Annotated in this window: 29 protein-coding genes; 12 read left to right on the top strand and 17 right to left on the bottom strand. The window is 73.4% G+C overall.

Annotated features, from left to right (window positions below; all coding sequences use genetic code 11):
• The first annotated feature begins 89 nt into the window (after positions 1 to 89).
• Positions 90 to 1,361, top strand: coding sequence for a phosphatidylserine decarboxylase family protein (locus ACIP6W_RS04930; protein WP_251160043.1), 1,272 nt, complete (start codon positions 90 to 92; stop codon positions 1,359 to 1,361).
• A 48-nt stretch (positions 1,362 to 1,409) separates the two neighbouring features.
• On the opposite strand, the gene ACIP6W_RS04935 is transcribed toward ACIP6W_RS04930, so the two are convergent.
• Entirely contained in the window at positions 1,410 to 2,033 is a 624-nt protein-coding gene (locus tag ACIP6W_RS04935; RefSeq protein WP_251154329.1) for a hypothetical protein, read from the bottom strand.
• A gap of 84 nt (positions 2,034 to 2,117) precedes the next feature.
• Between ACIP6W_RS04935 and ACIP6W_RS04940 the strand changes: the two genes are divergently transcribed.
• Complete coding sequence (locus ACIP6W_RS04940; RefSeq protein ID WP_209684630.1) at positions 2,118 to 3,113, top strand: SDR family oxidoreductase; 996 nt, start codon at positions 2,118 to 2,120, stop codon at positions 3,111 to 3,113.
• Positions 3,110 to 3,475 carry a hypothetical protein gene (locus ACIP6W_RS04945; RefSeq protein ID WP_400428509.1) on the top strand — a complete coding sequence of 122 codons (366 nt, stop codon included), beginning with the start codon at positions 3,110 to 3,112 and terminating at the stop codon, positions 3,473 to 3,475. The genes ACIP6W_RS04940 and ACIP6W_RS04945 overlap by 4 nt, the downstream gene beginning before the upstream one ends.
• Positions 3,476 to 3,485: 10 nt before the next feature.
• Here the strand turns inward: ACIP6W_RS04945 and ACIP6W_RS04950 are convergent, their stop codons facing one another.
• Complete coding sequence (locus tag ACIP6W_RS04950) at positions 3,486 to 3,698, bottom strand: hypothetical protein (protein WP_066651373.1); 213 nt, start codon at positions 3,696 to 3,698, stop codon at positions 3,486 to 3,488.
• Between the two features lie 35 nt (positions 3,699 to 3,733).
• On the bottom strand, positions 3,734 to 7,312 hold the full coding sequence (locus ACIP6W_RS04955; protein ID WP_400428511.1) for a proline dehydrogenase family protein: 3,579 nt from the start codon (positions 7,310 to 7,312) through the stop codon (positions 3,734 to 3,736).
• Positions 7,313 to 7,430: 118 nt separating this feature from the next.
• Between ACIP6W_RS04955 and ACIP6W_RS04960 the strand changes: the two genes are divergently transcribed.
• Positions 7,431 to 7,895, top strand: coding sequence for a MarR family winged helix-turn-helix transcriptional regulator (locus tag ACIP6W_RS04960; protein ID WP_158407717.1), 465 nt, complete (start codon positions 7,431 to 7,433; stop codon positions 7,893 to 7,895).
• A 24-nt stretch (positions 7,896 to 7,919) separates the two neighbouring features.
• Here ACIP6W_RS04960 and ACIP6W_RS04965 read toward each other — a convergent pair whose 3' ends face one another.
• The 5 genes from ACIP6W_RS04965 to ACIP6W_RS04985 all read right to left on the bottom strand — a co-directional run bounded on the left by ACIP6W_RS04965 (position 7,920) and on the right by ACIP6W_RS04985 (position 11,550).
• Entirely contained in the window at positions 7,920 to 8,795 is an 876-nt protein-coding gene (locus ACIP6W_RS04965) for a serine hydrolase domain-containing protein (protein ID WP_400428513.1), read from the bottom strand.
• A 7-nt stretch (positions 8,796 to 8,802) separates the two neighbouring features.
• On the bottom strand, positions 8,803 to 9,537 hold the full coding sequence (locus tag ACIP6W_RS04970; RefSeq protein WP_400428515.1) for an anti-sigma factor family protein: 735 nt from the start codon (positions 9,535 to 9,537) through the stop codon (positions 8,803 to 8,805).
• Positions 9,534 to 10,049: a sigma-70 family RNA polymerase sigma factor gene (locus tag ACIP6W_RS04975; RefSeq protein ID WP_400428517.1), complete on the bottom strand. Its 516-nt coding sequence runs from the start codon at positions 10,047 to 10,049 to the stop codon at positions 9,534 to 9,536. Before ACIP6W_RS04975 ends, ACIP6W_RS04970 begins: the two co-directional genes overlap by 4 nt.
• Complete coding sequence (locus ACIP6W_RS04980; RefSeq protein WP_400428519.1) at positions 10,046 to 10,744, bottom strand: YceI family protein; 699 nt, start codon at positions 10,742 to 10,744, stop codon at positions 10,046 to 10,048. The genes ACIP6W_RS04975 and ACIP6W_RS04980 overlap by 4 nt, the downstream gene beginning before the upstream one ends.
• Positions 10,745 to 10,863: 119 nt before the next feature.
• Positions 10,864 to 11,550, bottom strand: coding sequence for a hypothetical protein (locus ACIP6W_RS04985; RefSeq protein WP_400428521.1), 687 nt, complete (start codon positions 11,548 to 11,550; stop codon positions 10,864 to 10,866).
• 304 nt (positions 11,551 to 11,854) lie between these two features.
• On the opposite strand from ACIP6W_RS04985, the gene ACIP6W_RS04990 reads away from it, so the two are divergent.
• Together ACIP6W_RS04990 and ACIP6W_RS04995 are read left to right on the top strand one after the other, a co-directional pair.
• Positions 11,855 to 12,040 (top strand): hypothetical protein, encoded by a 186-nt coding sequence (locus ACIP6W_RS04990; protein ID WP_400428523.1) that lies wholly within the window; start codon positions 11,855 to 11,857, stop codon positions 12,038 to 12,040.
• Positions 12,041 to 12,102: 62 nt separating this feature from the next.
• A complete protein-coding gene (locus tag ACIP6W_RS04995; protein WP_400428524.1) occupies positions 12,103 to 12,960 on the top strand; it encodes an NAD-dependent epimerase/dehydratase family protein in 858 nt (285 codons plus the stop codon).
• A 23-nt stretch (positions 12,961 to 12,983) separates the two neighbouring features.
• Here the strand turns inward: ACIP6W_RS04995 and ACIP6W_RS05000 are convergent, their stop codons facing one another.
• The 4 genes from ACIP6W_RS05000 to ACIP6W_RS05015 form a co-directional block, all read right to left on the bottom strand.
• Positions 12,984 to 13,508: a GNAT family N-acetyltransferase gene (locus tag ACIP6W_RS05000; protein ID WP_400428526.1), complete on the bottom strand. Its 525-nt coding sequence runs from the start codon at positions 13,506 to 13,508 to the stop codon at positions 12,984 to 12,986.
• Between the two features lie 102 nt (positions 13,509 to 13,610).
• Complete coding sequence (locus tag ACIP6W_RS05005; RefSeq protein WP_058750533.1) at positions 13,611 to 13,799, bottom strand: hypothetical protein; 189 nt, start codon at positions 13,797 to 13,799, stop codon at positions 13,611 to 13,613.
• Between the two features lie 36 nt (positions 13,800 to 13,835).
• Positions 13,836 to 14,438 carry a GNAT family N-acetyltransferase gene (locus ACIP6W_RS05010; RefSeq protein WP_400428528.1) on the bottom strand — a complete coding sequence of 201 codons (603 nt, stop codon included), beginning with the start codon at positions 14,436 to 14,438 and terminating at the stop codon, positions 13,836 to 13,838.
• Positions 14,439 to 14,507: 69 nt separating this feature from the next.
• A complete protein-coding gene (locus ACIP6W_RS05015; protein ID WP_209684925.1) occupies positions 14,508 to 15,407 on the bottom strand; it encodes a DNA-3-methyladenine glycosylase 2 family protein in 900 nt (299 codons plus the stop codon).
• A gap of 194 nt (positions 15,408 to 15,601) precedes the next feature.
• Between ACIP6W_RS05015 and ACIP6W_RS05020 the strand changes: the two genes are divergently transcribed.
• From ACIP6W_RS05020 to ACIP6W_RS05045, 6 genes are all read left to right on the top strand, one after another.
• Positions 15,602 to 16,630 (top strand): 6-phosphofructokinase, encoded by a 1,029-nt coding sequence (locus ACIP6W_RS05020; RefSeq protein ID WP_066651350.1) that lies wholly within the window; start codon positions 15,602 to 15,604, stop codon positions 16,628 to 16,630.
• Between the two features lie 125 nt (positions 16,631 to 16,755).
• Positions 16,756 to 17,733: an acryloyl-CoA reductase gene (locus ACIP6W_RS05025; protein WP_209684646.1), complete on the top strand. Its 978-nt coding sequence runs from the start codon at positions 16,756 to 16,758 to the stop codon at positions 17,731 to 17,733.
• A gap of 90 nt (positions 17,734 to 17,823) precedes the next feature.
• Positions 17,824 to 18,516 (top strand): GntR family transcriptional regulator, encoded by a 693-nt coding sequence (locus ACIP6W_RS05030; RefSeq protein ID WP_400428530.1) that lies wholly within the window; start codon positions 17,824 to 17,826, stop codon positions 18,514 to 18,516.
• A 40-nt stretch (positions 18,517 to 18,556) separates the two neighbouring features.
• On the top strand, positions 18,557 to 19,342 hold the full coding sequence (locus tag ACIP6W_RS05035; protein WP_400428531.1) for an ABC transporter ATP-binding protein: 786 nt from the start codon (positions 18,557 to 18,559) through the stop codon (positions 19,340 to 19,342).
• A 170-nt stretch (positions 19,343 to 19,512) separates the two neighbouring features.
• The gene (locus tag ACIP6W_RS05040) at positions 19,513 to 20,091 is read left to right on the top strand and encodes a hypothetical protein (protein WP_066651342.1); all 579 of its coding nucleotides are present in this window, start codon (positions 19,513 to 19,515) and stop codon (positions 20,089 to 20,091) included.
• A gap of 84 nt (positions 20,092 to 20,175) precedes the next feature.
• The gene (locus ACIP6W_RS05045; protein ID WP_400428533.1) at positions 20,176 to 21,066 is read left to right on the top strand and encodes a L,D-transpeptidase; all 891 of its coding nucleotides are present in this window, start codon (positions 20,176 to 20,178) and stop codon (positions 21,064 to 21,066) included.
• Positions 21,067 to 21,069: 3 nt separating this feature from the next.
• Here the strand turns inward: ACIP6W_RS05045 and ACIP6W_RS05050 are convergent, their stop codons facing one another.
• From ACIP6W_RS05050 to ACIP6W_RS05070, 5 genes are all read right to left on the bottom strand, one after another.
• Entirely contained in the window at positions 21,070 to 21,729 is a 660-nt protein-coding gene (locus ACIP6W_RS05050) for a response regulator transcription factor (RefSeq protein ID WP_251154341.1), read from the bottom strand.
• Positions 21,726 to 22,904 (bottom strand): histidine kinase, encoded by a 1,179-nt coding sequence (locus ACIP6W_RS05055; protein ID WP_251160054.1) that lies wholly within the window; start codon positions 22,902 to 22,904, stop codon positions 21,726 to 21,728. The genes ACIP6W_RS05050 and ACIP6W_RS05055 overlap by 4 nt, the downstream gene beginning before the upstream one ends.
• Before the next feature lie 141 nt (positions 22,905 to 23,045).
• Positions 23,046 to 24,410 carry a glutamate-1-semialdehyde 2,1-aminomutase gene (gene hemL / locus ACIP6W_RS05060; RefSeq protein ID WP_400428536.1) on the bottom strand — a complete coding sequence of 455 codons (1,365 nt, stop codon included), beginning with the start codon at positions 24,408 to 24,410 and terminating at the stop codon, positions 23,046 to 23,048.
• Entirely contained in the window at positions 24,407 to 25,462 is a 1,056-nt protein-coding gene (hemB, locus tag ACIP6W_RS05065) for a porphobilinogen synthase (protein WP_271825934.1), read from the bottom strand. Before hemB ends, hemL begins: the two co-directional genes overlap by 4 nt.
• Positions 25,459 to 26,229, bottom strand: a complete 771-nt coding sequence (locus ACIP6W_RS05070) for a uroporphyrinogen-III synthase (protein ID WP_400428538.1) — start codon at positions 26,227 to 26,229, stop codon at positions 25,459 to 25,461. The genes hemB and ACIP6W_RS05070 overlap by 4 nt, the downstream gene beginning before the upstream one ends.
• Between the last annotated feature and the right edge of the window lie 17 nt (positions 26,230 to 26,246).

Genomic DNA, 26,246 nt, shown 5'->3' on the forward strand with positions numbered 1-26,246 from the left:
TGACGAGACCCCGCCGATCCACGGATCGGCGGGGTCCGTCATCCTCGGAACTGCGACCGCTCCCTCGGTGCGTGAGTACCGTCGGGGACGTGACCGGTGGAGCGCAGCAGCAGGACGTCCGACGCCGCGCGGGATGGCTCCCGCAGGACCAGAGCGGGCTCGAGGCCTGGCTCCGCGGGCGTCGCGAACGCCACCAGGAGCGCGACCCCGACCGGGCCCTGCACCCGGCGGTCTCGGCCCTCCGCGACCTCGTCGAGGGCGACCCCGTGCTACGGATGCACGCGCACCAGATGATCGAGCAGGTCCCCGCTGGTCGCGAGTACCAGGACCGGCACCTCGAGTCGTTCGGGGAGCTGCTCGAGCTCGTCGACGAGGTCATCACGACCGCGCCCGAGTTCAGCGACGAGCAGATGGTGATGACGCCGCTCGACGGGGTGCTCGACTGGACGAAGGCCACGCCGGCGGGCTTCGCCTTCTACCGGGACCCGCGCGTGAACGACGCGCTCCGGGCGATCCTGCAGGGGTGGTGCGACTTCCTGTCGAGCGACAAGTCCCTCGAGGTGCTCGTGGACGCACCCTCGGGGTGGTGCAGCGATGCCGCTCGTCGGGCGGTCGGCATGGACCGGTTCGAGCACGATGCCGACGCCGAGCACTGGGGCTTCGGGTCGTGGAACGACTTCTTCACGCGGCGCTTCCGGGACGGCGAGCGCCCGGTCGCCGCGCCCGACGACGACGCGGTCGTGGTGAGCCCCTGCGAAGCCACCCCGTACCGGATCGCCAGTCGCGTCCACCGGCTCGACGCGTTCTGGGCGAAGGCGGAGCCGTACTCGGTCGAGGAGCTGCTCGCCGGCGACGAGACCGCCGACCTGTTCGTCGACGGCACCGTGTGGCAGGCGTTCCTCAGCGCGCTCGAGTACCACCGCTGGCACAGCCCGGTCGCCGGGACGGTCCTGCGCGCCTGGGTCGAACCGGGGACCTACTACTCCGAGGCCTCGTCGCAGGGCACCGACGCCGCCGAGCCGCAGCTGTCACAGGGCTACCTGGCACACGTCGCCACCCGCGCGATCGTGCTCATCGACGCCGACGACCCCGCGATCGGGACGATCGCGGTCGTGTTCATCGGGATGTCCGACGTCTCCTCGTGCGTGATCGGCGAGGGGATCTCGGACGGTGCGCACGTCGGCAAGGGCGACGAGCTCGGGTACTTCCAGTTCGGCGGGTCGTCGGTGTGCGTGCTGTTCGGGCCGGACGTCGTCGAGTCGTTCTCGCTGGGAGCGCTGCCGCAGGCGCCGGAGGAGGAATCGGCGGTCCTGCCGGTGCGGTCGCACCTGGCGACGGCACTGCGGCGGTCGTCCGACTGACGGAACCGGTCGACGTCGGCTCCGCGGACGGTCGGCTGCCGCCGCCCGTCACCGCGACGGGGCTCGGCCTGCCCGCTGTGCGTGCACGAGGGCGAGCACCGCGGCGAACACGGCTGCCGCGATGCCGCCACCGACCCAGACCGCCGCGCGCCAGGCGGGGAGCACCGGGCCCTCGGGGAGCACGAGTCCCAGGACGACGAGGACCGCGCAGCTCAGGACCACGCCGAGGAACGCCCAGGCCACGGCCGAGAGGTCGAAACGTGGCACGGATCGGGCGTACCGACTGAGCTGCGAGAAGCCACCGACGACCCCGATCGTCGCCGCGATCGGGAACCCGACGACGAGACTCGCGACCATCACCGCCGCTCCGGCGGTGACACCGACCACGACGCGCACGCGGTGCAGGTCCCACGACGCGCCACGCGTCTGCTCCCGGTACGCCCGCAGCGCCGCGACGAGGAGCACCACCGCGCACGCGATCCCGAGCACACCGGCGACGGTCCCGGTGACGAGGGCGAGTGCATCGCCGAACGTCCTCCCGACCAGGACGGCGACGACCGCCAGCACGAGTGCGAGGACCGGTGACCCCAGGACCTCCCGGTACCGGGTCGGGGTCCGCAACACCCAGCCGGGAGGTGCCTCCTCGGTCTGCTCCTGGTCGTCCGTCTCCACCGCGCCATCCTGCCCCACGCCGTCCGGCGGCCGGGGGACAGCGGCTGGACCGGTGCGGACACGAGCCCGCGTACAACGGACAGCATGACGCGCGTGGCAGTGGTGACCGGTGGTTCGGCAGGACTCGGACGGGCGACCGTCCGCGAACTCGCGGCCCGGGGGTGGGACGTCGCCGTCCTGGCCCGTGGACGCGACGGTGTCGACGCCGCGGTCGCCGAGGTCGAGGCCGCGGGACGCCGAGGCCTCGCGCTGATCGCCGACGTGGCCGACCGACAGGCCGTCGAGGCCGCCGCCGAGCGCACCGAGCAGGAGCTCGGACCGATCGACCTCTGGGTGAACTGCGTGATGGTCGGGGTCTTCGGGCGCTTCACGGACACCGGCCCCGACGACTTCGAGCGCGCTGTCGACGTCAACTTCCTCGGCTTCGTCAACGGCACCCGCGCGGCGCTGGCCCGGATGGTCCCCCGTGACCGTGGGCACGTCATCCAGGTCGGTTCCGCACTGGGCTTCCGGGGCATCCCCCTGCAGGCCGCCTACTGCAGCGCGAAGCACGCCATCGTCGGGTTCACCGAGTCGGTGGTGTCCGAGCTCACGGAACAGGGCAGCAGGGTGGCCGTGAGCCGCGTCGACATGCCGGCGCTCAACACGGTGCAGTTCAACTGGGTGAAGTCGCTCCTGCCGCACCACCCGCAGCCCGTCGCACCGATCTACCAGCCCGAGGTCGGCGCCCGCGCAATCGCCGTCACTGCAGAGCGGCCGCGCCGCCGCACGTGGGTGGGCGAATCGACGGTCTACACGATCCTGGGCAACCGGATCAGTGGACGCTTCGCCGACTGGTACGCCGCGAAGACCCTGGTCAGCGGACAGCAGGCCGAGCAGAAGGACGGACAGTCGCTGCCGACGAACCTGCACGAGCCCGTCCCGGGCGACCACGGTGCGCACGGGGTCTTCGACGACTCCGCGCACGCCTGGTCGCCGCAGACGTGGTGGGTCGAGCACCGCAGGCTCGGCAACGGGATCATCGGAGCCGCAGTCGGCGTCGCGGGCGCGATCGCCCTGGCCGCGGGGAAGCGCCGATGAGCCGCCGCTCCCGCAGGGACCGCCGGCAGCGGGCGCCGTGGGTCGAGGGGCTCCGCGCCGGCATCGGCGTCGCACACCTGCTCGCCTCGCGTGGGTCGACGGGCCGGGTGGCCGTGTTCGGTCGGGTGCTCGGCGCCCGGCAACTCGTGCAGGCCGCACTGCTCACGCGCGCAGCGTCACCGGAAGCGCACGTCCTCGGCGCAGCGGTCGACGCCACGCACGGCGTCTCGATGGTGCCGCTCATCGCCCTCGACCGGCAGACACGGGGGTTCGCGGCACGACAGCTCGTCGTCGCCGTGGTCCTCACCGTGCTCGAGGTCGGCCTCGTCGGCACGGGACACGGTCGCCCCGGCCGACGCTGACCGCCGCTGCCTACTCGACCTCGTCGTTCGGCTGCTCCTCCTCGACACCCGTCTCGTCCATCCGGTCGCGCAGGTGGTCGGCCATGGCCCCGGCACCCTCGTGTCCGTGGTCGTGATCGACCTGCTCGACCAGGCCGGCGAGCTTCTCCTCGTTGGTGGCCTCGGTGGCACCGTCCATCACGGGGGCGGTCTGGACCTCGTCGTCGTTCGCTCGTGCGTTCATGGTCCGGACGCTACGCCCGCATCCGGTCCGGTACCTCAGAGGCGGAGGCGGCTGAAGACCCGGGAGACGTCACCGTGACGGTGCGCGGTGACGGACACCGTCTGCTCCCGCAGGAAGTGCAGCATCTCGACGATGCCGGACTCCACCACGGGGTCGTCGTGGATGGTCGTCTCGGTGCCGGCGCCCAGGGCCTCCTCGAGGGCACGGGCGTCACCGCCGAGCAGCCGGACGCGTGACCCGGGGCCGCCGAAGGCCGCGTGCCGTCGGGGCTCCGCTTCCTGCGCGAGCACCAGGTCGATCGGGTCGACCTCCGGCTCAGCGCCGTCCGACCACCCGTCCTGCAGCAGGGTGCCCGCCGCAGCCCGTCCCAGGAACGTGGCGTCGTCCTCGACGACCTGGTCGACCACGTCGAGGGGCGAGCGCGCCGTCGAGAACAGCGGCAGGAGCTCGGCGGGCAGCGGACGGGCGGTGCTGAGGAGCACGTGCGCGCGCGCTGCGGTCGCGGCGACGAGCACGCGGACGAGGTCGCCGGCGCCGACCCCCGAGGACTGCCGGACCACGACCGACTGCGGGCGGAACCGGATGACGTTCCGCTCGACGACCAGGTCGGCCGTGTCCCGCGATCGTCCGTACAACGATGCCCGGGCAGCGGCATCGCTCTCGGCCCCGGCACGGACGCGGTCGAACTCCTCGAAGGACAGTCCGGCCCGGGCCGCCTCGATGACGGCGGTGACGCGGTTGCCCAGTCCCTGCAGCTGGATGTTCCGGTGCGGCTGACGTCGGGTCGGGTCCCACCGGTCCGCCCCGATCACGGCCAGCGGCCCGCCGCGGTGCACGGTCGGACCGACCGCGGTCCCGCGCCACCCGCCGACGGGCTGGCGTCCCGGCCGGGCCCCGGTGGTCGGGCGGTCGACCACGAGCACGCCGGCCCGTGTCCGGTCGGACCAGGTCGCGACCTCGTCGGGGTCGAGAGTGTGGAGCGCCGCGACGGAGCCGCCGTCGACGGAGTGCTGCAGGGCGATCGCCTCGTCGAGGGTCTCCACGCGGACGACGTCGAGGACGGGTGCCGGCACGGCCGTCCGCGCGAGGTCGCCCGTGGCGCGGACGCCCTCGCGCACACCCGGCGACCAGAGCCGGCCGGTGTCGTCCAGCGCGACCGGTTCGACGAGCCAGGTCTCCCCCGGGCGCAGCTCGGTGAGTGCGGTCCGGACGGCGCCGGTCGGCTCGGCGACGAGCGGCCCGACCTGGGCGGTCGCGTCCGTCGGCCACGCGGTGCGAAGGCCACGGACGGCATCGGCGAGCTGCTCGCGGAAGCGCGGGCTCTCCCCCACGGACCCGACGAGCACGAGCAGCGACACCGCCGACGACGCCTGTCCGGAGCGGGCGAAGGCGGAGGCGACGACGTCGCGCACCGCCTGGTCGAGGTCGGCCGAGGGGGTGACGACCGCGGTGACGACCCCGGTGAGCTCCGCCACGAGGGGCAGGTCCGCGCGCCACCAGCGGTAGGACCGAGCGGTCTCCGGGGTGCCGGTCAGGACGACGCGGTCGACGGCGGGGTGCGCCACGAGGTCGCGTGCGAGGTCGCTGCCGTCGAGGTCGACGAGCTGGAGCAGGGAGTGCGGGACCCCGGCGTCCCAGAGCACGTCGGCGAAGACGGCACCGGTGCGTCGGGCGGCGGTGGCGGGCTGGAGCACGACCCCGCTGCCCGCGGCGAGCGCGGTGAGCACACCGTCGGCGGCATCGAGGAGCGGGGCGTTCCACGAGGGCACGACGACCGTCAGGCGTGGCGGGACCGGGACCGCCCCGTTGATGTCCTCGAGGTGTCGCGTGCGGTCCGCGGCGTGCGTGGCGGCGTCGACGGCCCGGCTGACCTCGCCGTCGGCGTCGGTCAGGGTGAGCCCGAGCTCGGCGATCATCGTCTCGACGAGTGCCCCGCGGTGGGTCTCGAGCGCGTGGCCGATCAGGTCGAACAGCTCGGCACGGTCCTCCGGGTCCTGGCGGCCCCAGTTCACACCGGCCTGGGCGGTGCGGGCGACGAGACGCTCGAGGCGTCCGCGGTCGGTGATGCGGGCGGCACGGATCGTCCTGGTGCCGCGCTGCGACTCCGGTACCCGGGCGAGCACCTCGGCGGCCCACGCGCGGTTGCCCGGCGTGGAGGGGTCGGTGTCCTGCGTGTTCTCGGCAGCCGAGCGCAGCACCGGGTCACCCGGCGGCCGTCGGCGGTCCTGGGTGCGGCGCGTGGGCGGCGCGGGACGGAGGAGCGCGGCCACGGCGTCGACGTGCTCGGCGGTGGCACGCTCGACGGCAGCGGTGTCGTCGGTCGAGCCGGTCGTGTCCGCCGCCGTCGACCCGGCCGTGGTCGAGCCGCCCACCGGGCGGTGGCCGGCGACCTCGCGCAGTCGACGAGCGAGGTACGGGACGGCAGCGTCGAACTCGTCGGGCCGCACCAGTGGCACACCGAGGACCACGTGGCCGAACGCCGTGCGCAGCACCTCGGCGTACCGCGTCGTGCCGAGGAGCAGCTCGGGTCCGACGACGTCGAGCACGCCGCGGCGCTCGGCGAGCACGTGCGCGGTCGCGAGGGCGAACGGGTCGTCGGTGGCGACACCGACGTGCACGGCGTCGGTCCGCTCGGGGTCGATCGCCGTGTCGAGCAGGCGCAGGAACGCGGTGTCCGTCGTGCGGGTGTCCGCGGTCACGGCGAGCGGCCGGCTCTCGAGCACGGCGTCGACCCCTTCGGTGGCGAGGAGCGTGCCCTTGGTGAAGCGGACGCGCACGGGTGCCCCGCCGGATGCCCGACGCTCCCGTGCTGCGGTCGTCACCCGGTCGAGCAGGTCGAGCGACTCGGGGAGTTCGGCGGGCAGGGTCACCCCGAGGGTGAGCTCCCGCGTGCCGTCGTGCTCGAGCAGCGCGCTCAGGACCGCGACGGCCCGTTCGACACCTCGGGCGCGGCCGGACTGCAGGGTGACCACGGGCGGTGTCGGCCGGCTCGCCGCGGTGTGCAGGAGCGGTGTGAGGTGCCGGACCGCGTCGGCGATGGCGGCGTCGAGGTCCCACGGGGACACCGGCGGCAGCACAGCGTCGAGGTCGACGGTGACGGCGGCGACGTCCTGGTGCAGCAGGTCGTCGAGTGCCGCGAGCCGTCGGTCGCGGCCGGCCGGTCCGAGCACGGCTGGGCCGAGCAGGTCGACGTCGAGTCGGGTGTCCGGTCCGCCGACCTTCGCGAGTGCCGCGGGGGTCCGGGCGGGCGTGGCGTCGACGACGAGGTGTCCTGCGAGTCGCCGGAGCACCTTCCGCGCGGAGGGGACGACCGCCCACGGCGCCATGGTCGCGAAGCCACCGCCCACCGTCACCGCGCCGCGGAGGTACCAGGCGAGGTCGTCCGGTACCGCCCGGCTCGCACGCTCGAGGTTCCGGGCGACGACCTTCGGGTCCTCCGGCCGGACCACGACGTCGACGAACGCGCGGGCGAACTCGGCGCCACGGGGGTCGGCGAGCAGCTCGGCCAGACGTGCGGCCGCGGGCTCCGGCTTCACCCCGCGGGCGGCCTCGATCCACCCCTGTGCCCGCATGACCGCGTCGTCGGTGCAGTCTCGGAGGTGCGGGGTCGGCATGGAGTGATCGTATTCCGGGCGTCCGACGTGACCTCTGAGCGCGCCGAGTGCCGCCCCGGAGTCAGCCGAACGGATGATCCTCGGTCCCGCGGCACGCCCGCTGGTTACGCTGGCGGTCATGGCGGAGCAGGGCGGCGAGGGGCACGACTGGGCGACCTGGGACGCGTTCCACGACGTCTGGCGTCGGCTCGACCGGGCGCTCGACCAGGCCGTCCAGCAGGGTGCCGGCATCTCGATCCCCGAGTTCGAGATCCTGATCGGCCTGCACCGCGCTCCCGACCACCGGTTGCGGGTCCGTGACGTCGCCGCGGGCATCGGGTGGGAGAAGTCGCGCGTGAGCCACCAGGTCACGCGGATGGTCGGGCGCGGGCTCGTCGCCCGCGCGGACTGCCCGGCGGACGGACGTGGCAGCTGGGTGACGATGACGACCGAGGGTCGGCGCGCGGTGCTCGCCGGCATCCGCGCGCACACCGCGGCACTCGAGGAGCTGTTCTGGAGGCCCGTGGCTGCGGATGCGGACACCCTGCGCTCCGTCTCCCACCGCGTCCTCGACGCACTCGGTCCGGTCGAGCCGGAGGCCTGAGGAGAGCCCGCTCGCGGGACCGGCTCAGCTGGAGCCTGCGAGCACCTCCGCGACGGCCGCGGCCGTCACGTCGGCACGCTCGTGGTCGTCCGCGGTGAGGGTGACGACGGCGTCGGCGACCGGGTCCAGGAGCACGAGCTGCCCGTACGCCCCGTGCAGTCGCCAGGTCCGTCCCGGGCCGCCCCAGCCCGCGAGGGCGTAGCGGTCGTACGACGGTGACGACCCCGCCGCGACCCAGTCGGTGTGCATCGCGTCGACGACCGCCGCGGGCACGAGCTGACGCCCGTCCGCCGCGCCGCGGTCCCGCCGCAACCGGCCGATGCGCGCGACCTCGGCGGTGCGGAGCCACAGGCCGCCGCCCGCGACGACGTGACCGAGCGGGCAGCGGTCCCAGCGGACGTCGTCGATGCCGAGCGGGGTGAAGATGCGGTCCTGCGCGTACGCGCCGACGTCGCCGACCCGTGCGGCCAGGGCCCTCGCGGCCGTGTAGGTGCTGGCGTTCGCGTACCGGAACGACCGTCCGACGGTCGGGCGTCCCAGGAACTCCCGTGCCAGGTCCGGCCAGTCGGTGGTCTGCGTCGGCGACCACGGCATGTCGATGCCGCTCGTCATGGTCAGCAGGTGTCGGAGCGTGACGTCCCGCACACCCGCTCCGAGCACGACGTCGGGCAGCAGCGTGCCGACGGACTCGTCGAGCGCGAGCAGCCCGTCGTCCGCGGCGGTCCCGACGGCCAGGACGACCACGCCCTTCGCGACGGAGTGCACGTCACGGCGGACGTCGGCGGACCAGTGGTGCTCGGCGGTGTCGTCGCCGACCAGCACGTGCAGGCCGTGGGCGCGGAAGCCCGTCCGCGCGACCGCGCGGACGACGTCGTCGAGCACTGGTGCGGCGCGGTCCACCCCGCCATCATCCCGTGTGTCGAGCGAGGTCGGTGCTCACCAGGGACCCGCGTTCGCCGCGCAGTCGGACCTGCACCTCGGCGATGTCGTCGCGCGGGACGTCCGTCGACGCCGACAGCCCGTGGGCCTCGGCCCCGGCTGCCGACCACGAGGCCACGGTCTGCACGGAGCCGTCCTTCCGGACCACCACGAGGTCGTACATCACCGAGCCGTCCGCCGACCACTCCCTGCCGCCGTACGAGCACCCCCAGTCGAAGCGCGTGCCCCACTGCTCGCCGCTCACGGCCAGGTCGACGTCGAGACCCTGCGACCCGGTCATCGTGTAGCGGTCGCCCGCGGTCGTCGGTGCGGACGTCGTGGGCGCGCCACCGGCCTGCACCGTCGCACCTCGTCCACCGGCCGTGCCGACGGCGAGCCCGCCGAGCACGGCGGCGACGACCGCCAGCCCCGCGGTCACGGCCACCCATGCCCGACGGCGGCGACGACGGTGTCGGACGCGGTGCGCGACGGCGGCGAGGGTGCTCTCGGGACGCGTGTCGGGCCTCCCGTCCGGTGCCGCGATCTCGACCGCCTGGTCGGCCGGGAGCTTCGCGAGCAGACCGGGCAGGCCGACGAGCTCGGCGACGGCCGCCGTGCAGCGGTCGCACGTCTCGAGGTGCCGCTCGTACTCGAGCCGCTCGTCGGGCGTGAGCGAGCCGAGGACGTACGCCGCGTCCCACTCCGCGTACCGGTCCTCGCTCATCGGGTCACTCCTCGTTCCTGCAGTGCGAGCCGGAGGGCCCGGAGCCCGTAGTGCAACCGCGACTTCGCGGTGCCCTCGGGGATGTCGTGTCGTCGTGCGATCTCCGGCACGGTGTGGCCGAGCCAGTAGGCGTCGACCACCACGCGGCGGTGGTCCGGGCTGAGCGACGCGAGTGCGTCCGCCACGACGATGCGGTCGAGCACCGCGTCCGTCCGGTCGGCCTCGGCACGGTCGACCGGGTGCTCGGAGCCCTGCTCACGCCGGTTGCGTGCGGAGCGGGCGTCGTCGACGACCAGGTTCCGAGCGACCGTGAACAGCCAGGCCCGGGCGGTGTCGGGCGCCCGCTCGAGCACCGCCGGACGCTGCCAGGCGCGGACCATGGTCTCCTGCACGACGTCCTCGACGGTCGAGCCGTCCCGCGTCAGGTGCCGGACGTACCGGGTGAGCGCGTCGCCGTGCTCGCGGTACAGCGTCGCCAGCAGCTCGTCGGCGGAACGGCTCGTCACGGTCACTTCGCCAGGTCGAGGGAGAACTCGACCGAGCCCTTCCCGTCCACGGTGACGAAGCCGAGCGACGGGGCCTCGACCCCGTAGTCGGCGAAGGTGATCGGGACCGAGCCGACGACCTGGACGGACCCGTTCTTCGTCACCGCGACCTGCGCGTCGCCCGTGACCGGCTTCTCGACGCCGTGCAGGTCCATCGTGCCGGTGAGCGTGACGTCCTGGGTGCTGCCGTCGAGCGCCTTCGAGACGTCGACCGGCTCCGTCAGCGCGAACGTCGCCGTCGGGTACCGGTCGGTCTGCAGGGCCTTGCTCCGGAAGTACTCGTCGCGCGCGGCCTCGGGTGTGGAGATCGTCGCGACCTGCACCGTGACGGTCGCCTTCGTGAGCGAGCCGCCGTCGACCGTCGCCGTGCCCTGCACGTCCTTCGTCCGACCGACCACGTCCACATCATTCCCCTGCAGGACCTCGTGCACGCGGTACCCGGCGTACGAACTGCTCGTGCTCGTCCAGGTGCCGTCGGCCTGCTGGGCATCGAGCGTCGCACCGGAGCCGGACGGAGCGGCGCTCAGCGAGGGGGCGGCGGCGGCCTGGCCGTTGACGGTGTTCGCGTAGATGACCGGGCCGGCGATGACGGCTGCGGCGCCGATGACGACGACACCGGTGGCGATGCCGATGACGACCTTCGTACGTGTGCGGAGTCCCATGCCCTGACGACGAGACAGCCGGCCGGATCGTTCACCCGGACGTGCGGAAGGCGCCGCTCCCGTGGTGGGGAGCGGCGCCTTCTCGTGGTGGTGCCGGTGCGGTGGTGTGCCGCGGGGTGTTACTTGATCTGCGCGGTGATCGTGGCGGTGCCGACGAGCATGCCGCGCTTGACGGCGTCGGTGCTGAAGGTCTTGTTCAGCAGGCCAGCAGCGTCCTCGGAGATGTGGACGGTGGTGCCGGTCAGGACCGCGTTGTCACCCTCGAGCTGCAGCGGCTTGAGCGAACCACCCCAGAGCTCGAACAGGTAGGCGTTCGACGCGGCGACCTCGCCGTTGACGAGGACGTCACCGTAGAGCTTGGACGAGCCCGGGTTCACGACGAAGTTCTCGAGCGTGACCGTGGTGTCGCCGGCCTTCAGGGTCAGACCCGAACCGTTGTGGTTCAGCAGGCCCTGCACGTAGGGGCGGTAGTTGCCGTCCGGGCTCCAGTAGGTGACCGAGCCGGCGGTGATCGGGAACGACACGGCGCCGTTCTCGAGCTTCGCGTCGCCCGAGACGCCCGGGGTCAGACCCAGCGAGGTCAGCGCGTCGGTGAAGCTGCTGTCGAGCGCGACGGAGGTGTCGCCGCCGAGGACGTCCGGCACGGATGCGACCGGGGCGGGGATCTTCGAGGCCTCGGACGAGGAGGAGACCGTCTGCACGTTCGGGGTCGCGGCGTTCGCCGTGCTGATGCCGAACGCGGCACCACCGAGGACGAGGGCGCCGGTGGTGGCGAGGGTGATCGAGGTCTTGAGGGACTTGCGCATGAGATGCGTTCCTTTCGTCGTCGCGCTCGGCGCGGACACTGTGTGTGCGCCGAACACACCCCGGAAAGGGGTGGAGAACCAGCTACCTGCGGCTGGTGAGCGCTCCGGGTGTTTCCCGGTTGATGCAGGTGATTCGGGACCCTCCGCCGAAGGGTTTGGACGAGTTCTGAGTCGTTATCTCTCCGTTACAAACCCGGGGGACGCAGCGCCTGTACGGGTCGCACGAGCACCGCGCCCGAGTCGCCTCCCGGGTGACACTCCTGCCCGGACAGCGGTGGAGGCGCTCCCGCGTAGCGTGCGCCGCATGAGCGACCAGCAGCACGAGAACACCCCGACCGACGGCTCCACGGACGCCCCCGAGAGCGAGTTCCAGCGCACCGAGGACCTGCCCGACGGTTCATCCACCGGCAACGCGACCGAGGACCCGCAGCAGGACAGCGACGTCGACTCGGGCGGCGAGCCCGAGTCGCCGGACAACGAGCAGATCTGATGACCGACGGCCCGGGCCCTCGCGCTCGGGCCGCTCCGACGCGCACCTGACAAGCTCAGGGCATGCAGCACCGCTCCCCCGTCGTCATCGCCGGCTGCGGCGACCTCGGTACCGAGGTCGCCCTGCGCTTCGCGGCGCTCGGCCACCCGGTCACCGGGCTCCGCCGTCGCGCAGAGCGCATCCCCGCCCCGATCACCGGCCGCAGCGTCGACCTCCGACACGAGGTCCCGACGATCGCCCCGGAGACGGGCGTGGTCGTCGTCGCCTTCGCCGCCGGCTCCCGTGCCGTGGACGAGTACCGCGCGACCTACGTCGACGGCCTGCGCAACGTGCTCGACGGCATCGACGCGTCCGGCGCCTCACCCCGGCTGCTCGTCGTGTCCTCGACCGCGGTGTACGACGTCGACGACGGCAGCGAGGTGACCGAGGAGACCCCGGCGCGGGCGAGCACCCCGACCGCCGGCGTCCTGCTCGAGGCCGAGGCGCTGCTGCGGGAGCGGGCACCCGAAGCCGTGCTCGTCCGGCTGTCGGGCATCTACGGGCCCGGCCGCGAGCGACTGATCGACCAGGTGCGGTCCGGGCAGGCCCGGCTGTCGCTCGGCACGTCGCCCCACACGAACCGCATCCACCGGGACGACGCCGCCGCGGCACTCGTCCACCTGGCGGGGGTGGACGACCCCGCACCGACCTACCTCGGTACCGACGACGAACCGGCCCGACTCGACGACGTCCTGACGTTCCTGGCGCACGAGCTCGGCGTCGAGCAGCTGCCGAGCGCCGAGCCCGAAGGGCGGCAGGCAGGCGGCGACAAGCGGCTCGCGAACGCCCTGCTGCGCTCGACCGGCTGGGAGCCGCGGTACCCGACGTTCCGCGAGGGCTACCGGGCCGTGCTCGCCGGCGAGGGCACCCGGCACCCGTAGGCCCGCCGACGCCGACACCGCTCCTACGGACGTGGGTCTCCGAGGGGCGCGCTCATCTGCACCCGTCGCCCGTACCGATCGAGACCGTGCTGCGCCTCGACCTCGAGCAGCGACCCGTGGAAGGACGTGGTGGGCTCCTCCTCGAGGAAGCCGACCGTCGCGTAGAAGGGAGCGTTCCACGGCACGTCCGCGTAGGTGCGGAGGGAGATGCGTGCGTACCCACGCTCGCGGGCTCCGTCCTTCGCGGCCTCCACGAGCGCTCGGCCGAGGCCCCGCCGCGACAGCAGCGGGTGGACCGACAGCTGTTCGAGATGGCAGACACCGTCCACCTCGAGGACGTGCGCGAACCCGGCGACCTCGCCGTCGACCTCGCCGTCGACCTCGGCGACGAGCAGGAAGCCGGGCTCTGCGAGCCGCGCTTCGCCGTGTGGAGCCGGAGCCCAGACGTCGGCGCGGAGGCGGTCGACCAACAGCAGGTCGGCGTCGTTCTCGATCCGCTCGACGGCGTCCGCGTCACTCGGCCGAGCGGAGCGGATGGAGGTCGTCATCGGGCCAGCGTAGGAGGCCCGAGGCCGCACCGACGACGGCCGGGAGGCACGTGGCGGCTCCACCACGCCCCTCCCGGCCGCCGCCGGTCACGTCAGTGCCGCTCAGTGCTCGTCGTAGTGGTCCTCGTGACGGGCGTGCCGGTGGCCGTCGTGCACGAAGTCGACGTGGTCGCCGTGCTCGACGGTCTCGTGCTCGCCGCCGTCCTGCTCGTGGTCGTGGTCGGCGACGTCGTGCTCGGCGACGCGGTGCTCCTCGGCCTCGGCGGCGGGGGTGGTGTTCGGGTCCGACATGGTTCCTCCTTCGTGAGATCGGTTCTCACATGGAGCCTACGTCGCTGCTCCGGCCCTGTCCGGGGCGGTCAGCGTCACCCACTCTTCGTCCCGCTCGTAGCCGAGAGCGGCGTTCGCGCGGAGGATCGCAGCGTTCTCGGCCGAGCCACCGGTACGGAAACGCCGGACACCCTCGCGTCGGAGCGCCACGACCGACCACGCCTTGAGCGCCGTGCCGATCCCTCGGCCGCGGTGTGACGGGTGCACCACCGTGAAGTCGGTCTCGGCGACGGCCCCGTCGAGTTCGACGTAGGTCACGGCGACGAGGGACCCGTCCTCGAGGAACGCCCCGGCAGCGCAGCGCTCCGCGGTCGGTGTCGCGGCGCGCCGGTCCATCTGTTCGTGCCGCGTCGCCACACTGCCCGGGTAGTCGTCCGCCGTCAGGCGATCCAGGGCGAGCACGTCGTCGACGTCGTCCGGGCCGATCGACCGGAACGCGACTCCCGCGCCAGCTCGGGACACGAGCGCCGTCATGCGATCGAGGTCCATCCGATCGGCGTCGAGCTGCGCGCCGAACGACCGAGCGGTGACCGACCACCCCTCGCGTTCGAGGCGCGCACGGCGCGGGTCTCCCACCTGCACGACGACGACGTTCCCCACGCCCCGATCATGACACGGAGCCCGGCAGGACCGCACCGGTGGCGCCGGTCCGCGAGCGAGCGATCCGGCTCAGTGCCAGCGGTGGTCCTGGATCGTCATCCGCGGGCCGAACGTCGGCTTCCGGAAGCCGGAGCCCCCGATCAGTCGGACGATGCGCTCGCGGTGCCCGCGCCAGGGCTCGAGGAGCTCGAGCATCCCGTCGTCGTCGACGGGGCCGCCCGTCAGTGCCCACCCGACGAGGGCCGGCACGTGGTAGTCGCCCACGCTCGGCGAGTCCGGGTCCCCGTGCGCCCGCTGCGCCGTCTCGGCAGCGGTCCACTGCCCGATGCCCGGGACCGACTGCAGCCGCTGCGACACGACCGCGCCACCACGACCGAGCCCCAGCGTCCGCTCGAGCGCGGGCGCGACCTTGACCGCCCGCATCACCGTCGCCGAGCGACCGGGCTCGATGCCCGCCCTGTGCCACTCCCAGCTCGGGATCCGCGCCCACTGCTCGGGGGCCGGCGGGACGAACATCTCCGCGGGCGCCGGACCGGGTGCCGGCTCGCCGAAGCGCCGGAGCAGGTACCGCCACGCGCGCCAGGCCTGTCGCGAGGTCACCTTCTGCTCCATGATCGCCGGCACCAGCATCGCCACGACGGTGTTCGTCCGGAGCAGCCGTAACCCCGGCTGACGGTGTCGCGCCTCGGCCAGGAAGGCGTGCGCGCTGACGTCGAGGTCGGACCAGTCGTCCCCGCGCCCGAGCAGGTCCGGTGCGTGCTCGACCGCCCAGGCGGCACCGGCACCCCACGCGGAGACCGCGACGGCATCGCTGCCCGCACGGCGCACGAGCACCGAGGCAGCCCCCGCCGGCGTGCGCAGCGCGAGCCACGTGTCGGACCCGACCACCTGGAAGGCGGGGTCACCGGAACCGCGCTGCAGGGGCCGGAGGGTCGCGCGGACGTCCACCGCGCCTCCAGGCCGGTACACGGTGTCGACCCGGACGGCCGCAGCGGAGGTCTGGCCGGACCCGACGCCCCGGCCGGACCCACCCGGCCGCCGACCGGGCGCTCCGGACGGACCGGAGGCGACGGAGGACGGCAGGGACACACGGGGATGGTAATGCCACACCACCGTCAGACATGATGGGGAGGTCCCCGCAACCCGACGACGTTGGAGTCTCCGTGCGCATCGGCATCCTCACCTCCGGAGGCGACTGCCCCGGCCTCAACGCGGTCATCCGCGCCATCGTGCTCAAGGGCATCGCGATCCACGGCCACGAGTTCGTCGGGTTCCGCGACGGCTGGCGGGGCGTCGTCGACGGGGACATCGTGCCCCTCGGTCGCAAGGACATCCAGGGCATCGCCAAGCAGGGCGGCACGATCCTCGGAACCAGCCGCACGAACCCCTTCGAGGGGCCGAACGGCGGCGTCGAGAACATCACGAAGACCCTCGGACGGCACGGCATCGACGCCATCGTGGCGATCGGCGGCGAGGGCACCCTGGCCGCGGCGAAGCGCCTCACCGACGCCGGCCTGCGGATCGTCGGCGTCCCGAAGACCGTCGACAACGACCTCGGTGCCACCGACTACACGTTCGGCTTCGACACCGCCGTCGCCATCGCGACCGAGGCCATGGACCGCCTCCGCACCACGGGCGAGTCCCACTCGCGCTGCATGGTCGCCGAGGTCATGGGCCGGCACGTGGGCTGGATCGCGCTGCACTCCGGCATGGCCGCGGGTGCGCACGCGATCCTCATCCCGGAGCAGAAGACGAGCATGGAGCAGATCGCGGCGTGGGTGCGTGCCGCCTACGACCGAGGGCGCGCGCCGCTCGTGGTCGTCGCCGAGGGCTTCGTGCCGGACCACGAGGACAACGCGCACACGGAGCGCGGCCTCGACGCGTTCGGGCGGCCGCGGCTGGGCGGGATCGGCGAGCGTCTCGCGCCGATGATCGAGGAGATGACGGGCATCGAGACCCGCGCCACGACGCTCGGGCACATCCAGCGCGGTGGGACCCCGACCGCGTACGACCGGGTGCTGTCGACACGGCTCGGGCTCGCGGCGATCGACTCCGTGGTCGAGGGGCGGTGGGGCCGGATGGTCGCGCTCCAGGGCACGGAGATCGTGCACGTGTCGTTCGAGGACGCCCTGGGTGAGCTCAAGACGGTCCCGCAGGCGCGGTACGACGAGGCCGCCATCATGTTCGGCTGAGCGGCGCGGCGCCGTTCCGCGCGGAGGAGGCCGTTCCTTCCTGCTCACCATGCGCGGATCGTCCTTCCATCCTCCGTGCGATGGGTCGGAACGACGGCCGGGAGGCACGGGGTAGCGTCCGGTCCATGACGCGCGCAGTCCTCGTCTCCCGTTCCACCCCACCCGCGATCACGCAGGTCGACCTCCCCGACCCCACCGAGGGCGAGGCGTGCGTCGACGTCACGTACTCGAGCGTGAACTACAAGGACGGGCTCGCCCTGGCGGGCAACCCCGGCGTCGCCCGGATCGACCCGCTGGTCCCGGGCATCGACGTCGTCGGCACCGTGTCGGCGCTCGGCCCCGGGGTCCACGACGTCGCGATCGGTGACCGCGTGGTGTGCAACGGCGCCGGCCTGGGCGAGACGCGGTACGGCGGGTGGGCGGAGCACGCCATCGTGCCCAGCGGGTCCCTCGTCGTGCTGCCGGACACGGTCGAGGACTCGTTCGCGGCGGCGATCGGCACCGCCGGCTTCACCGCGATGCTCTCCGTCCTCGCCCTCGAGCGGACGGTCTCGCCCGAGGACGGGCCGGTGCTCGTGACGGGGGCGTCCGGCGGCGTCGGCACGGTGGCGATCGCCCTGCTCGCCGCCCGCGGGTACCGCGTGACCGCCTCGACCGGGCGGCGGGCGAACGAGGCCTCGCTCCGTGCCCTCGGCGCGTCGGACGTGGTCGACCGCGCAGCGATCGCCGAGCTCGGCAAGCCGCTGCAGCGCGCGACCTGGGCCGGCGCCGTGGACAGCGTCGGCGGCGCCACGCTCGCGAACGTCCTCGCCGCGACGAGGTGGGGTGGCGCGGTGACGGCGTGCGGCCTGGCGCAGGACTCCGCGTTGCCGACGTCGGTGATGCCGTTCATCCTGCGCGCGGTCTCGTTGCTCGGCATCAACTCGGTCGAGGCGCCCCTGCCCCTGCGACAGCGGGCGTGGGAGCGGCTCGCGACCGACCTCGACCCGGCACTGCTCGCCGACGTCACCCGCACGGTCGACCTCGAGCACGCCGTCGCGGTCGGCGCCGAGGTGGTCGCCGGACGGGTGCACGGCCGGACGGTGGTCGACCTGCGACGCTGATGCGTTTCCCTTACAGGTGATTTCCCGAACGCTTGCCAACTGACACGCTAGGTTTGGCACACGGAACACCCGAACCTGTGAGGAGCAGCCATGCCGGTACCCAAGTCGTCGGTGGAGTCGTCCCCCCGGAAGCTCCTGCGCGACGTCGTGCTCGAGAAGATGCTCGCCGCGATCCAGGACGGCACGCTGCAGGCCGGTGAACGCCTCAACGACGACGAGCTCGTCGCGTGGCTCGGCGTCAGTCGGACCCCGATCCGCGAGGCCATCGCGAAGCTCGTCGACTTCGGGCTCGTCGAGATGGAGGCGAACCGGTACACGCGCGTCGCGTCCCCGACCCGCGAGCAGTACGACGACGCGTTCCAGCTGCTCTTCGGGTTCGCCGAGCTCGCCGCACGCTGGGCCGTGCCGAAGCTCGACGACGCCGCCGTGAAGCAGCTCGGCAAGCTCCTCGACCAGGCCCGCAAGCACGCCGACGCCGAGGACCGCGCCCTGAACGACGACGTCGACGCGCTCATCGCGTTCCTCGTCGCGCACTCGGGCAACGAGCTGCTCGTCAAGACCGCCGAGGGCATCGTCAACCGCGCGAAGTTCGTGCGCATCGGGCAGCCGGAGTTCGTGTTCTGGGACGTCAAGCACGGGCTCGACTCGTTCCGTGCAGCGGCGAAGGCCCGCGACGGCGAGGCCGCCGGTGCCGTCATCCGCGGCATGTCCCGCGCGATGGCCGAGCACATGGCGGAGATCCGCGCCGCGAACGCGAAGGCCGACGCCGACGCGACCGCCTGAGACGGGCGGGGCGGGCTACCCGACCGGGCAGACTGCCCGGGTGACCGACGTCCTGCTCAGAACCGAAGCCCTCCGTGTCACCCGCTCCGGGCGGGACCTGCTGCACGACGTGGCGCTGACCGTCCGCAGCGGCGAGCACTGGGCGCTGCTGGGTCCGAACGGCGCGGGCAAGTCGACCCTGCTCGCCGTCCTCGGTGCGAACGGGCACCCGACCGCGGGCACCGTCGAGCTGCTCGGGCGTCGGCTCGGCCGCGTCGACGTGCGGGAGCTCCGTGAGCACATCGGGCACGTCGACCCGCGACACCGCATGCTGTCGCCGCTGACGGTCACCGAGACCGTCCTGACCGGGCTGACCGGCACGACGGACCTCATGATGCGGTGGGAGCCGACGCCGGACCAGCTCGAGACCGCCCGACGGCACGTCGCGGACGTCGGCCTCGCGGCACGGGCCGACGCCCGGTGGCCGGTGCTGTCGCAGGGCGAACGCGGGCGGACCCTCATCGCCCGGGCGTTGATGAGCGAACCGCGCCTGCTGTTGCTCGACGAGCCGGCCACCGGACTCGACGTCGCCGCGCGCGAGCACCTGCTCGAGACGGTCGACGCCCTGCGCCAGCGCCAGCCGGGCCTCGGCAGCGTGATGGTGACCCACCACCTCGAGGACCTGCCCGCGTCGACCACGCACGCGATGCTGCTGCGCGACGGCGCCGTGGTGGCCCAGGGCCCGGCCGACGAGGTCGTCACGTCCGAGGCGGTGTCGCACGCCTTCGCCTTCCCGCTGGCCATCGAGCGGACCGCTGGCCGCTGGCACGCGCGCCGCGCGGAGTAGCCGCACCGCGCCTCCCGTCCGGAACCACCTCTGGTCGGGGAACCGTGCGCCGCGTCGTCCGGACGGCGGGGCGCGCAACCGTCCGTCCGGACGGTGTGACATGTGGTGTTCCAGCGCTTCACTGTTCATGTCGACGGAGAGACCGCCGACACGACCGAACGGAGCACATCGTGAACACCATCAAGAAGACCATCCTCGCCACGTCGGCCGGGCTCGCCCTCGTGGGTGGGGTCGTCCTCGCGCCGCTCACGGCGCACGGGGAACCGGACCGGTCGGAGACCGGTCGGCCGACCACCTCGCAGCAGCAGACCGGCAACCAGGGACAGGACCGGAAGGACCCTCGGACGCCGGACACGAAGGGGTCCGGCGGGAAGTCGGGCTCGACCGGGTCCGGCGCGCGGGGGTCGGGCGGGAACGACGGATCGACGACGCCCGCGGAGAAGAAGAAGCAGCCGCAGTCCGAGCAGCAGCGCCAGCAGCAGCCGGCGGGTGACCGCTTCACCTGCACGAAGGGCACGAAGCCGACACCGGTGTACGGGAAGGACGGACACATCACGCCGGAGAGCGCTCGGCAGCTCCTCGCGGCCGGGTGCAGCGCGAACGACGGATCCGAGCTGGAGGAGGCGGCGAACCCTGACCGTCACTCGGGGAAGAGCACCCCCGGATCTGGCAGCTCGAAGCCGAAGGCCCCGGTCGGGAAGCAGGGCGTCACCCAGCCCCCGACCAAGCTCCCGCGCGTCGCGGGGTGATCCGGCTCGGGGCCGCGGCGCCACGTCGCTGCGGCCCCGCCGTCCCCCCACCGCTGATCCCCGGACCGTCGAAAGGACCGATCCATGACCCTCGACCGCCGTGCGGCGCTCCGCTGCCTCGGACTCACGGTGGGTGCTGCCCTCGTGGCCGGTGCGTCGGCGTGCAGCACCACCTCCACGGACCCGCGTCCGTCACACCCGACGTCACCCGCGCAGGGCCAGTCCCCGCCGAGCCCCACACCGAGCCCTTCCCCGGAGGCGAGCACCGCACCGGCCGGTCCGCCCACCGAGGACCTGCCGGTCGCCGTGCACGACGCCGTCATCGGCGCACTCCTGCCCGGAACCGACGCTGTGGCATCACACGCCGGGCTCCTCGAGCACGACCTCGTGCTGTACGCGGCCCGCGACGGAGAACCGGTCGCCGTGCTCCCCGGGCGCAACTTCCTGCGGGGACCGACCGTCGTCGCCGCGGTGACCACGACCGGCGACTGGACGCTCGTCCTGACGCCCGCCCGGCAGATGCTGCCCTCGACGGCGGGTGCGTCGGGGGCACCCGCGCAGACGGCGGCGTGGGCGCGGACCGACGAGCTGCCCGCGATGCAGCCAGCCACCGCCTCGGTCACGGTCCGCGTGGCGGAGCAGTCGATGACGATCACGACAGCGCAGGGATCGCACCGGCACGAGGTCGGAGTCGGACAGGACTCCACCCCGACGCCGACGGGTGTGAGCGGCTACCTCCAGGCCCGCTACGTGGACCCCGCGCAGGCGCTGGCGCCCGGGGCGATCCAGCTCACCTCGCTGCACGCGACCGCAGCCGACGAGCCGTACACCGGCACCGACGGCGGGCTCATCGCGATCCACGCCAACCCGGACCCCCGCGGCCGCGCGTCGCACGGGTGCATCCGGGTCCGACCGGATGCCGTCGCGCAGCTCGACGCACTGCCGCTGGGGACGCCGATCGTCGTCCTGCCCTGACGATCAGTCCCGGACGACCCCGCAGCGGAACGCCTCGATGACGATGTGCACGCGGTCACGGACCCCGAGCTTCCGCAGGATGCTCGCGACGTGGCTCTTCACGGTCGCCTCGGAGATGAAGAGGGACCGGGCCACCTCGGCGTTCGACGACCCGTCCGCCAGGGCCCGGACGACGTCGAGCTCCCGAGCACTGAGGGCGTCGAAGGGCGAGGCCGGAGCCTGCTGCGGGCGGGCCGTGAGCAACGCCGGCTTCACCGTCTCGACCAGGCGTCGGCACGCTCGAGGCGCCACGATCGCATCGCCCGCGGCCACCGTCCGGACCGCAGTGCAGAGCTCCGCGGCGGAACTCTCCTTGAGCAGGTAGCCGCTCGCGCCGGCGGCGAGGGCGCCGAACACGTGCTCGTCGAGGTCGAACTGCGTGAGCACGAGGACCTTGACGGCCGGGAAGCGCTCCGTGATCCGCCTGGTGGTCTCGATGCCGTCGATCCCCGGCATCCGGACGTCCGTCACGACGACGTCCGGCCGGAGGACACCGACCCGTTCCAGGGCCTGGAGACCGTCCTGCGCCTCCCCCACGACGACGAGGTCGTCCGCCGTCCCGATCACCATCGCGGTCCCGGTGCGGAGCAGGTGCTGGTCGTCGACGACGAGGACGCGGATCACCGTGCCACCGCCGTCGAACGACGCTGGGCGGTCGCGAGGTCGCCGCCCGGCGGAGGGACGACCGCCTCCACGCACCAGGTGCCGTCCTCATGCCCGGGCCCGACTCGGAGGGTCCCCCCGAGCGTCGCCACGCGCTCGGCCATCCCACGCGTCCCGCGGCCGGACCCGGGCACGGTGGCGACCACACCGTCGTTCAGGACCCGCAGGGAGACCCCGCCGTCCTGGTCGTGGTGGACCTCGAGGTCGACCCGTGCGGGACGTGCGTGGCGCAGCACGTTCGTCAGGGCCTCCTGCACCACCCGGTACACCGTCGCTGCGACCCGCTGGTCCCGCGGCTCCCCCGAGATCGTCGCCCTCAACGGGACGCCGACCGCCCGGACGCGCGCGATCATGGCGTGGACATCGCCGTCGACCGGGTCGCTCTCGGCGAGTCGGACGAACCGTCGGACCTCGGTCATGCCGTCCCGTGCGACGCGCGCGACGTCGTCCAGGAGGCGCATCGCCTCGGCGGGCTCGGTCGTGACACGGCTGCGCGCGACCTCGCTGAGTCGACTGACGACGGCGAGCGAGTTGGAGCAGACGTCGTGGACCTCGAGGGCCAGCGCCGCTCGCTCCTCGGCGCGCTGGGTCGTCCTGCGCTCGATGCGCGACTGTGCGAGGAGCCGGAGCACCCGCCATCGGGCGGCCTGTGCACGGCGCACCGCCAATCCCGCGACGATGCCGAACGTGTAGACGATCAGGCACGTCCAGAACCCTCGTGTCGTCCGGCCGATGAGCTGTGTCGACGCCACGAGCACGGTGAGCGCCACACCGCCCGCGACGAGGGTGTGGCGCCAGGGACGCTCGCTGGCGATGGCGAACAGCCCCATCGCGACACCGAAGGGCTCGCTCCCGATGGACTTCCAGCGGTCGTACCAGTCCACTGCGAGCAGCGCGGGGAGCACGACCCACGGCACGAACCGACGGATCCCGACCAGGGCGACGGTCACGGCGGGGATCGCCAGGTGCCAACCGGTCCAGGTCTGGACGACCCGGTCCCCCTTGTCGACCGACCCGTCGTACGTGAGCGAGTACGTCCAGATGACGCACGCGAAGGCGACGGTCACGGCCAGGTCGACGAGGAGTCGGCGAGCGCGCGCGGAGCGGAAGTACGAAGACAGCGTCGTGTTCAGCACACTGGAACACTACATGTCACTCGGTTTCCGCACCAGCGCGAGCTCGACCGCACCCCGACCTTCACAACGCAACGTCGGCGGTTCCGCGCAGCGGGATGTCGCTGCGCGGAACCGCCGACGTGGCGTCTTGCGAGGGGACTCCTACGCGGTCGCGGCAGCAGCCGCGCGAGCGGCCGCGGGGAGCGCGTCGAGCACGCGGCCGACGGCCTCGTCGTCGTGCGCCGCCGTGACGAACCACGCCTCGAACAAGCTCGGCGGCAGGGTCACGCCCTGGTCGAGCATGCTGTGGAAGAACGGTGCGTAGCGGAAGGCCTCCTGCGCGCGGACGTCGTCGTAGTTCCGCGGTGCCTGCTCCACGAACGCGAACGAGAACAGGTTGCCGGCGTGCTGCACGGTGTGCGCGACCCCCTCGGCCGAGAGCGCGGCGCTCGTGGCGTCGGCGATCGTCGCCGCGGTGCGGTCCAGGTGCGCGTACACGTCGGGCGTCGCGGCCCGGAGCGTGGCGGTGCCGGCCGCGACCGCGAGCGGGTTCCCGGACAGCGTGCCCGCCTGGTAGACCGGCCCGAGCGGTGCGAGGAAGTCCATGACCTCACGACGACCACCGAGCGCGGCGAGGGGCATGCCGCCGCCGATGACCTTGCCGAACGTGACGAGGTCGGGCTTCCACCCGGTGCCCTCCGGGACGGTGCCGTCGGCCTCGAGGCCCCACCAGCCGGCCGGGCCGACGCGGAAGCCGGTCAGGACCTCGTCGACGATGAGCAGCGCACCCTGCGCCCGCGTGATCTCCGCGAGCGCCCGGTTGAACCCGGGCTCCGGCGCGAGGACGCCCATGTTGGCGGCGGCGGACTCGACGATCACGGCGGCGATGCGCTCGGAGTGCTCGTCGAAGGCGGCCCGCACGGCGTCCAGGTCGTTGTACGGCAGCACGAGGGTCTGTGCGGCGGTCTCGGCGGTGATGCCCGCGCTGCCCGGGAGCGCGAGCGTCGCGACACCCGATCCGGCCTCGGCCAGCAGCGAGTCCGAGTGGCCGTGGTAGTGCCCGGCGAACTTCACGAGGAGGTCGCGGCCGGTGTACCCGCGGGCCAGGCGGATGGCGGTCATCGTCGCCTCGGTGCCGGTCGACACCATGCGGAGCTTCTCGATCGGTCCGTCGCCGTCGACCTGCACGCGCTGCTTCACGAGCTCGGCGAGCTCGGTCTCCCCCGGGGTCGACGCCCCGAAGGACAGGCCGCGGGATGCCGCCTGCTGCACGGCCTCGACCGTGCCGGGGTGCGCGTGCCCGAGGATCGCGGGGCCCCAGGACGCGACGAGGTCGACGTACTGCCGCCCCTCGGCGTCGGTGACGTAGGGGCCGTTCGCCGCGGTCAGGAACCGGGGCGTGCCGCCGACCGAGCCGTACGCGCGGACGGGCGAGTTCACCCCGCCGGGGATGCTGTCCTTCGCGCGGCCGAACAGCTCGTCGTTCGACACCGGAGCGGTGCCGGTGGAAGCGGTGGTGGTGGTCATTCGGGGGCCTTCCCGGTCGAGGCGACGCCGGACACCGCCGCGGTGCTGCCGGACGTGCGCAGGCCGGCCTCCTGGTTGAGCTTCCGTGCGATGTCCACGGCGAAGTACGTCAGGATCGCGTCGGCACCGGCGCGCTTGATGCCGACGAGGGCCTCCATCGCGGCGGCGTCACGGTCGATCCACCCGTTCTGGGCGGCGGCCGTGATCATCGCGTACTCGCCGGAGATCTGGTACGCCCAGACGGGGACCTCGGAGACGTCGGCGGTGCGGGCGAGGACGTCGAGGTAGCTCATCGCGGGCTTCACCATGACGATGTCGGCGCCCTCCTCGATGTCGAGCAGGACCTCGCGCAGGCCCTGCCGGCCGTCGGCGGCGTCGATCTGGTACGTCCGTCGGTCGCCCTGCAGGGTCGACGCGACGGCCTCGCGGAAGGGACCGTAGAACGCGGACGCGTACTTCGCCGAGTACGCGAGCAGCGCCGTGCCGCTGTGGCCGGCGGTGTCGAGCGCGTCGCGCGCGGCGGCGATCTGGCCGTCCATCATGCCGCTCATGCAGACGAGCTCCGCGCCCGCCTCGGCCTGGGCCACCGCCATGTCGCGGTACCGCAGGAGCGTCGCGTCGTTGTCGACCGAGCCGTCCGCGGCCAGCACGCCGCAGTGGCCGTGGTCGGTGAACTCGTCGAGGCACAGGTCGGACTGCACGACGAGTGCGTCACCGACCTCCTCCTTCGCCACGCGGATCGCGACGTTCAGGATGCCGTCGGGGTCGGTCGCACCGGAGCCCTCGGCGTCCTTCGACGTCGGCACGCCGAACAGGTTCACACCGCCGACGCCCTGCGCCGCGGCCTCGTTCAGCGCCCGGCGGAACGAATCGAGCGAGTGCTGCTGCACGCCCGGCATGCTCGAGATGTCGATCGCATCGGTGGCGCCCTCGCGGATGAACATCGGCAGCACGAGCTCGGCGGGGTGGATCCGCGTCTCGGCGACGAGTCGTCGCATGGCGGGGGTGGCCCGCAGTCGACGGGGGCGGACCTGGGGGAAGCGTCCGGTCACGATGACCTTCCTGTTCTGGGGTTCGGGTGGAGGGTCTCGACGACGGCGTCGAGCAGGGCTTCGGCGGACCGAGCGGCGGCGACCACGTGCACGGGGAGTCCCGCGGCACGGGCGGCGTCGGCGGTGGACGGTCCGATGCACGCGACGTGCGTGCTCGGGTCGAGCGGGGTCATCCGCGCTGCGACCTGTCGGGCGACGCTCCCGCTCGTCACGAGCACGGCGTCCGGTGGGGGGTCGAGGACGATCGGATCGAGGCCCGTCCCCACGGTACGGTACGCCACCACCTCCGACACGGCGATGCCGCGGGCGCGCAGTGCGTCGACCAGGGTGGTCGCGGCGATCTCGGATCGGGGGAACAGCACGGGTCCGGCGTCCGTCGGCAGGGCCGCGGCGAGCCCGGCGGCGGACTCCTCGTCCGGCACCAGGTCGACCGGCCACCCGGCATGCCGGGCAGCACGCGCGGTCGCGTCGCCGACGCAGGCCACGCGGACGCCGGCCGGGAGGCGCGGCACGCGCCCGGCGACCACGCGCACGGCCGTCGCACTGGTCACGACGAGCCAGGGGGCTCCGGAGCCGACTCCCCCGGGACGCGTGCCGACCGCGGGTGGTGTGTCGTGCCTCCCGGCCGGGGCGTCGACGACGGACGGTCCCGACGCGCGGTCGACGGACGGGGCGAGCGCGGCATCTGCGAACCGGACGAGCGCCGCGTCGAGGTCCGCCGGGTCGGCGGGCGGAGCGTCCGTGATGAGCGGGACGACGACGGGCACGAGCCCGCGCTCCCGTG

Origin of the sequence: Curtobacterium sp. NPDC088465, assembly GCF_044753165.1 — a bacterium.
In the GTDB taxonomy this organism is placed as follows: Bacteria; Actinomycetota; Actinomycetes; order Actinomycetales; family Microbacteriaceae; genus Curtobacterium.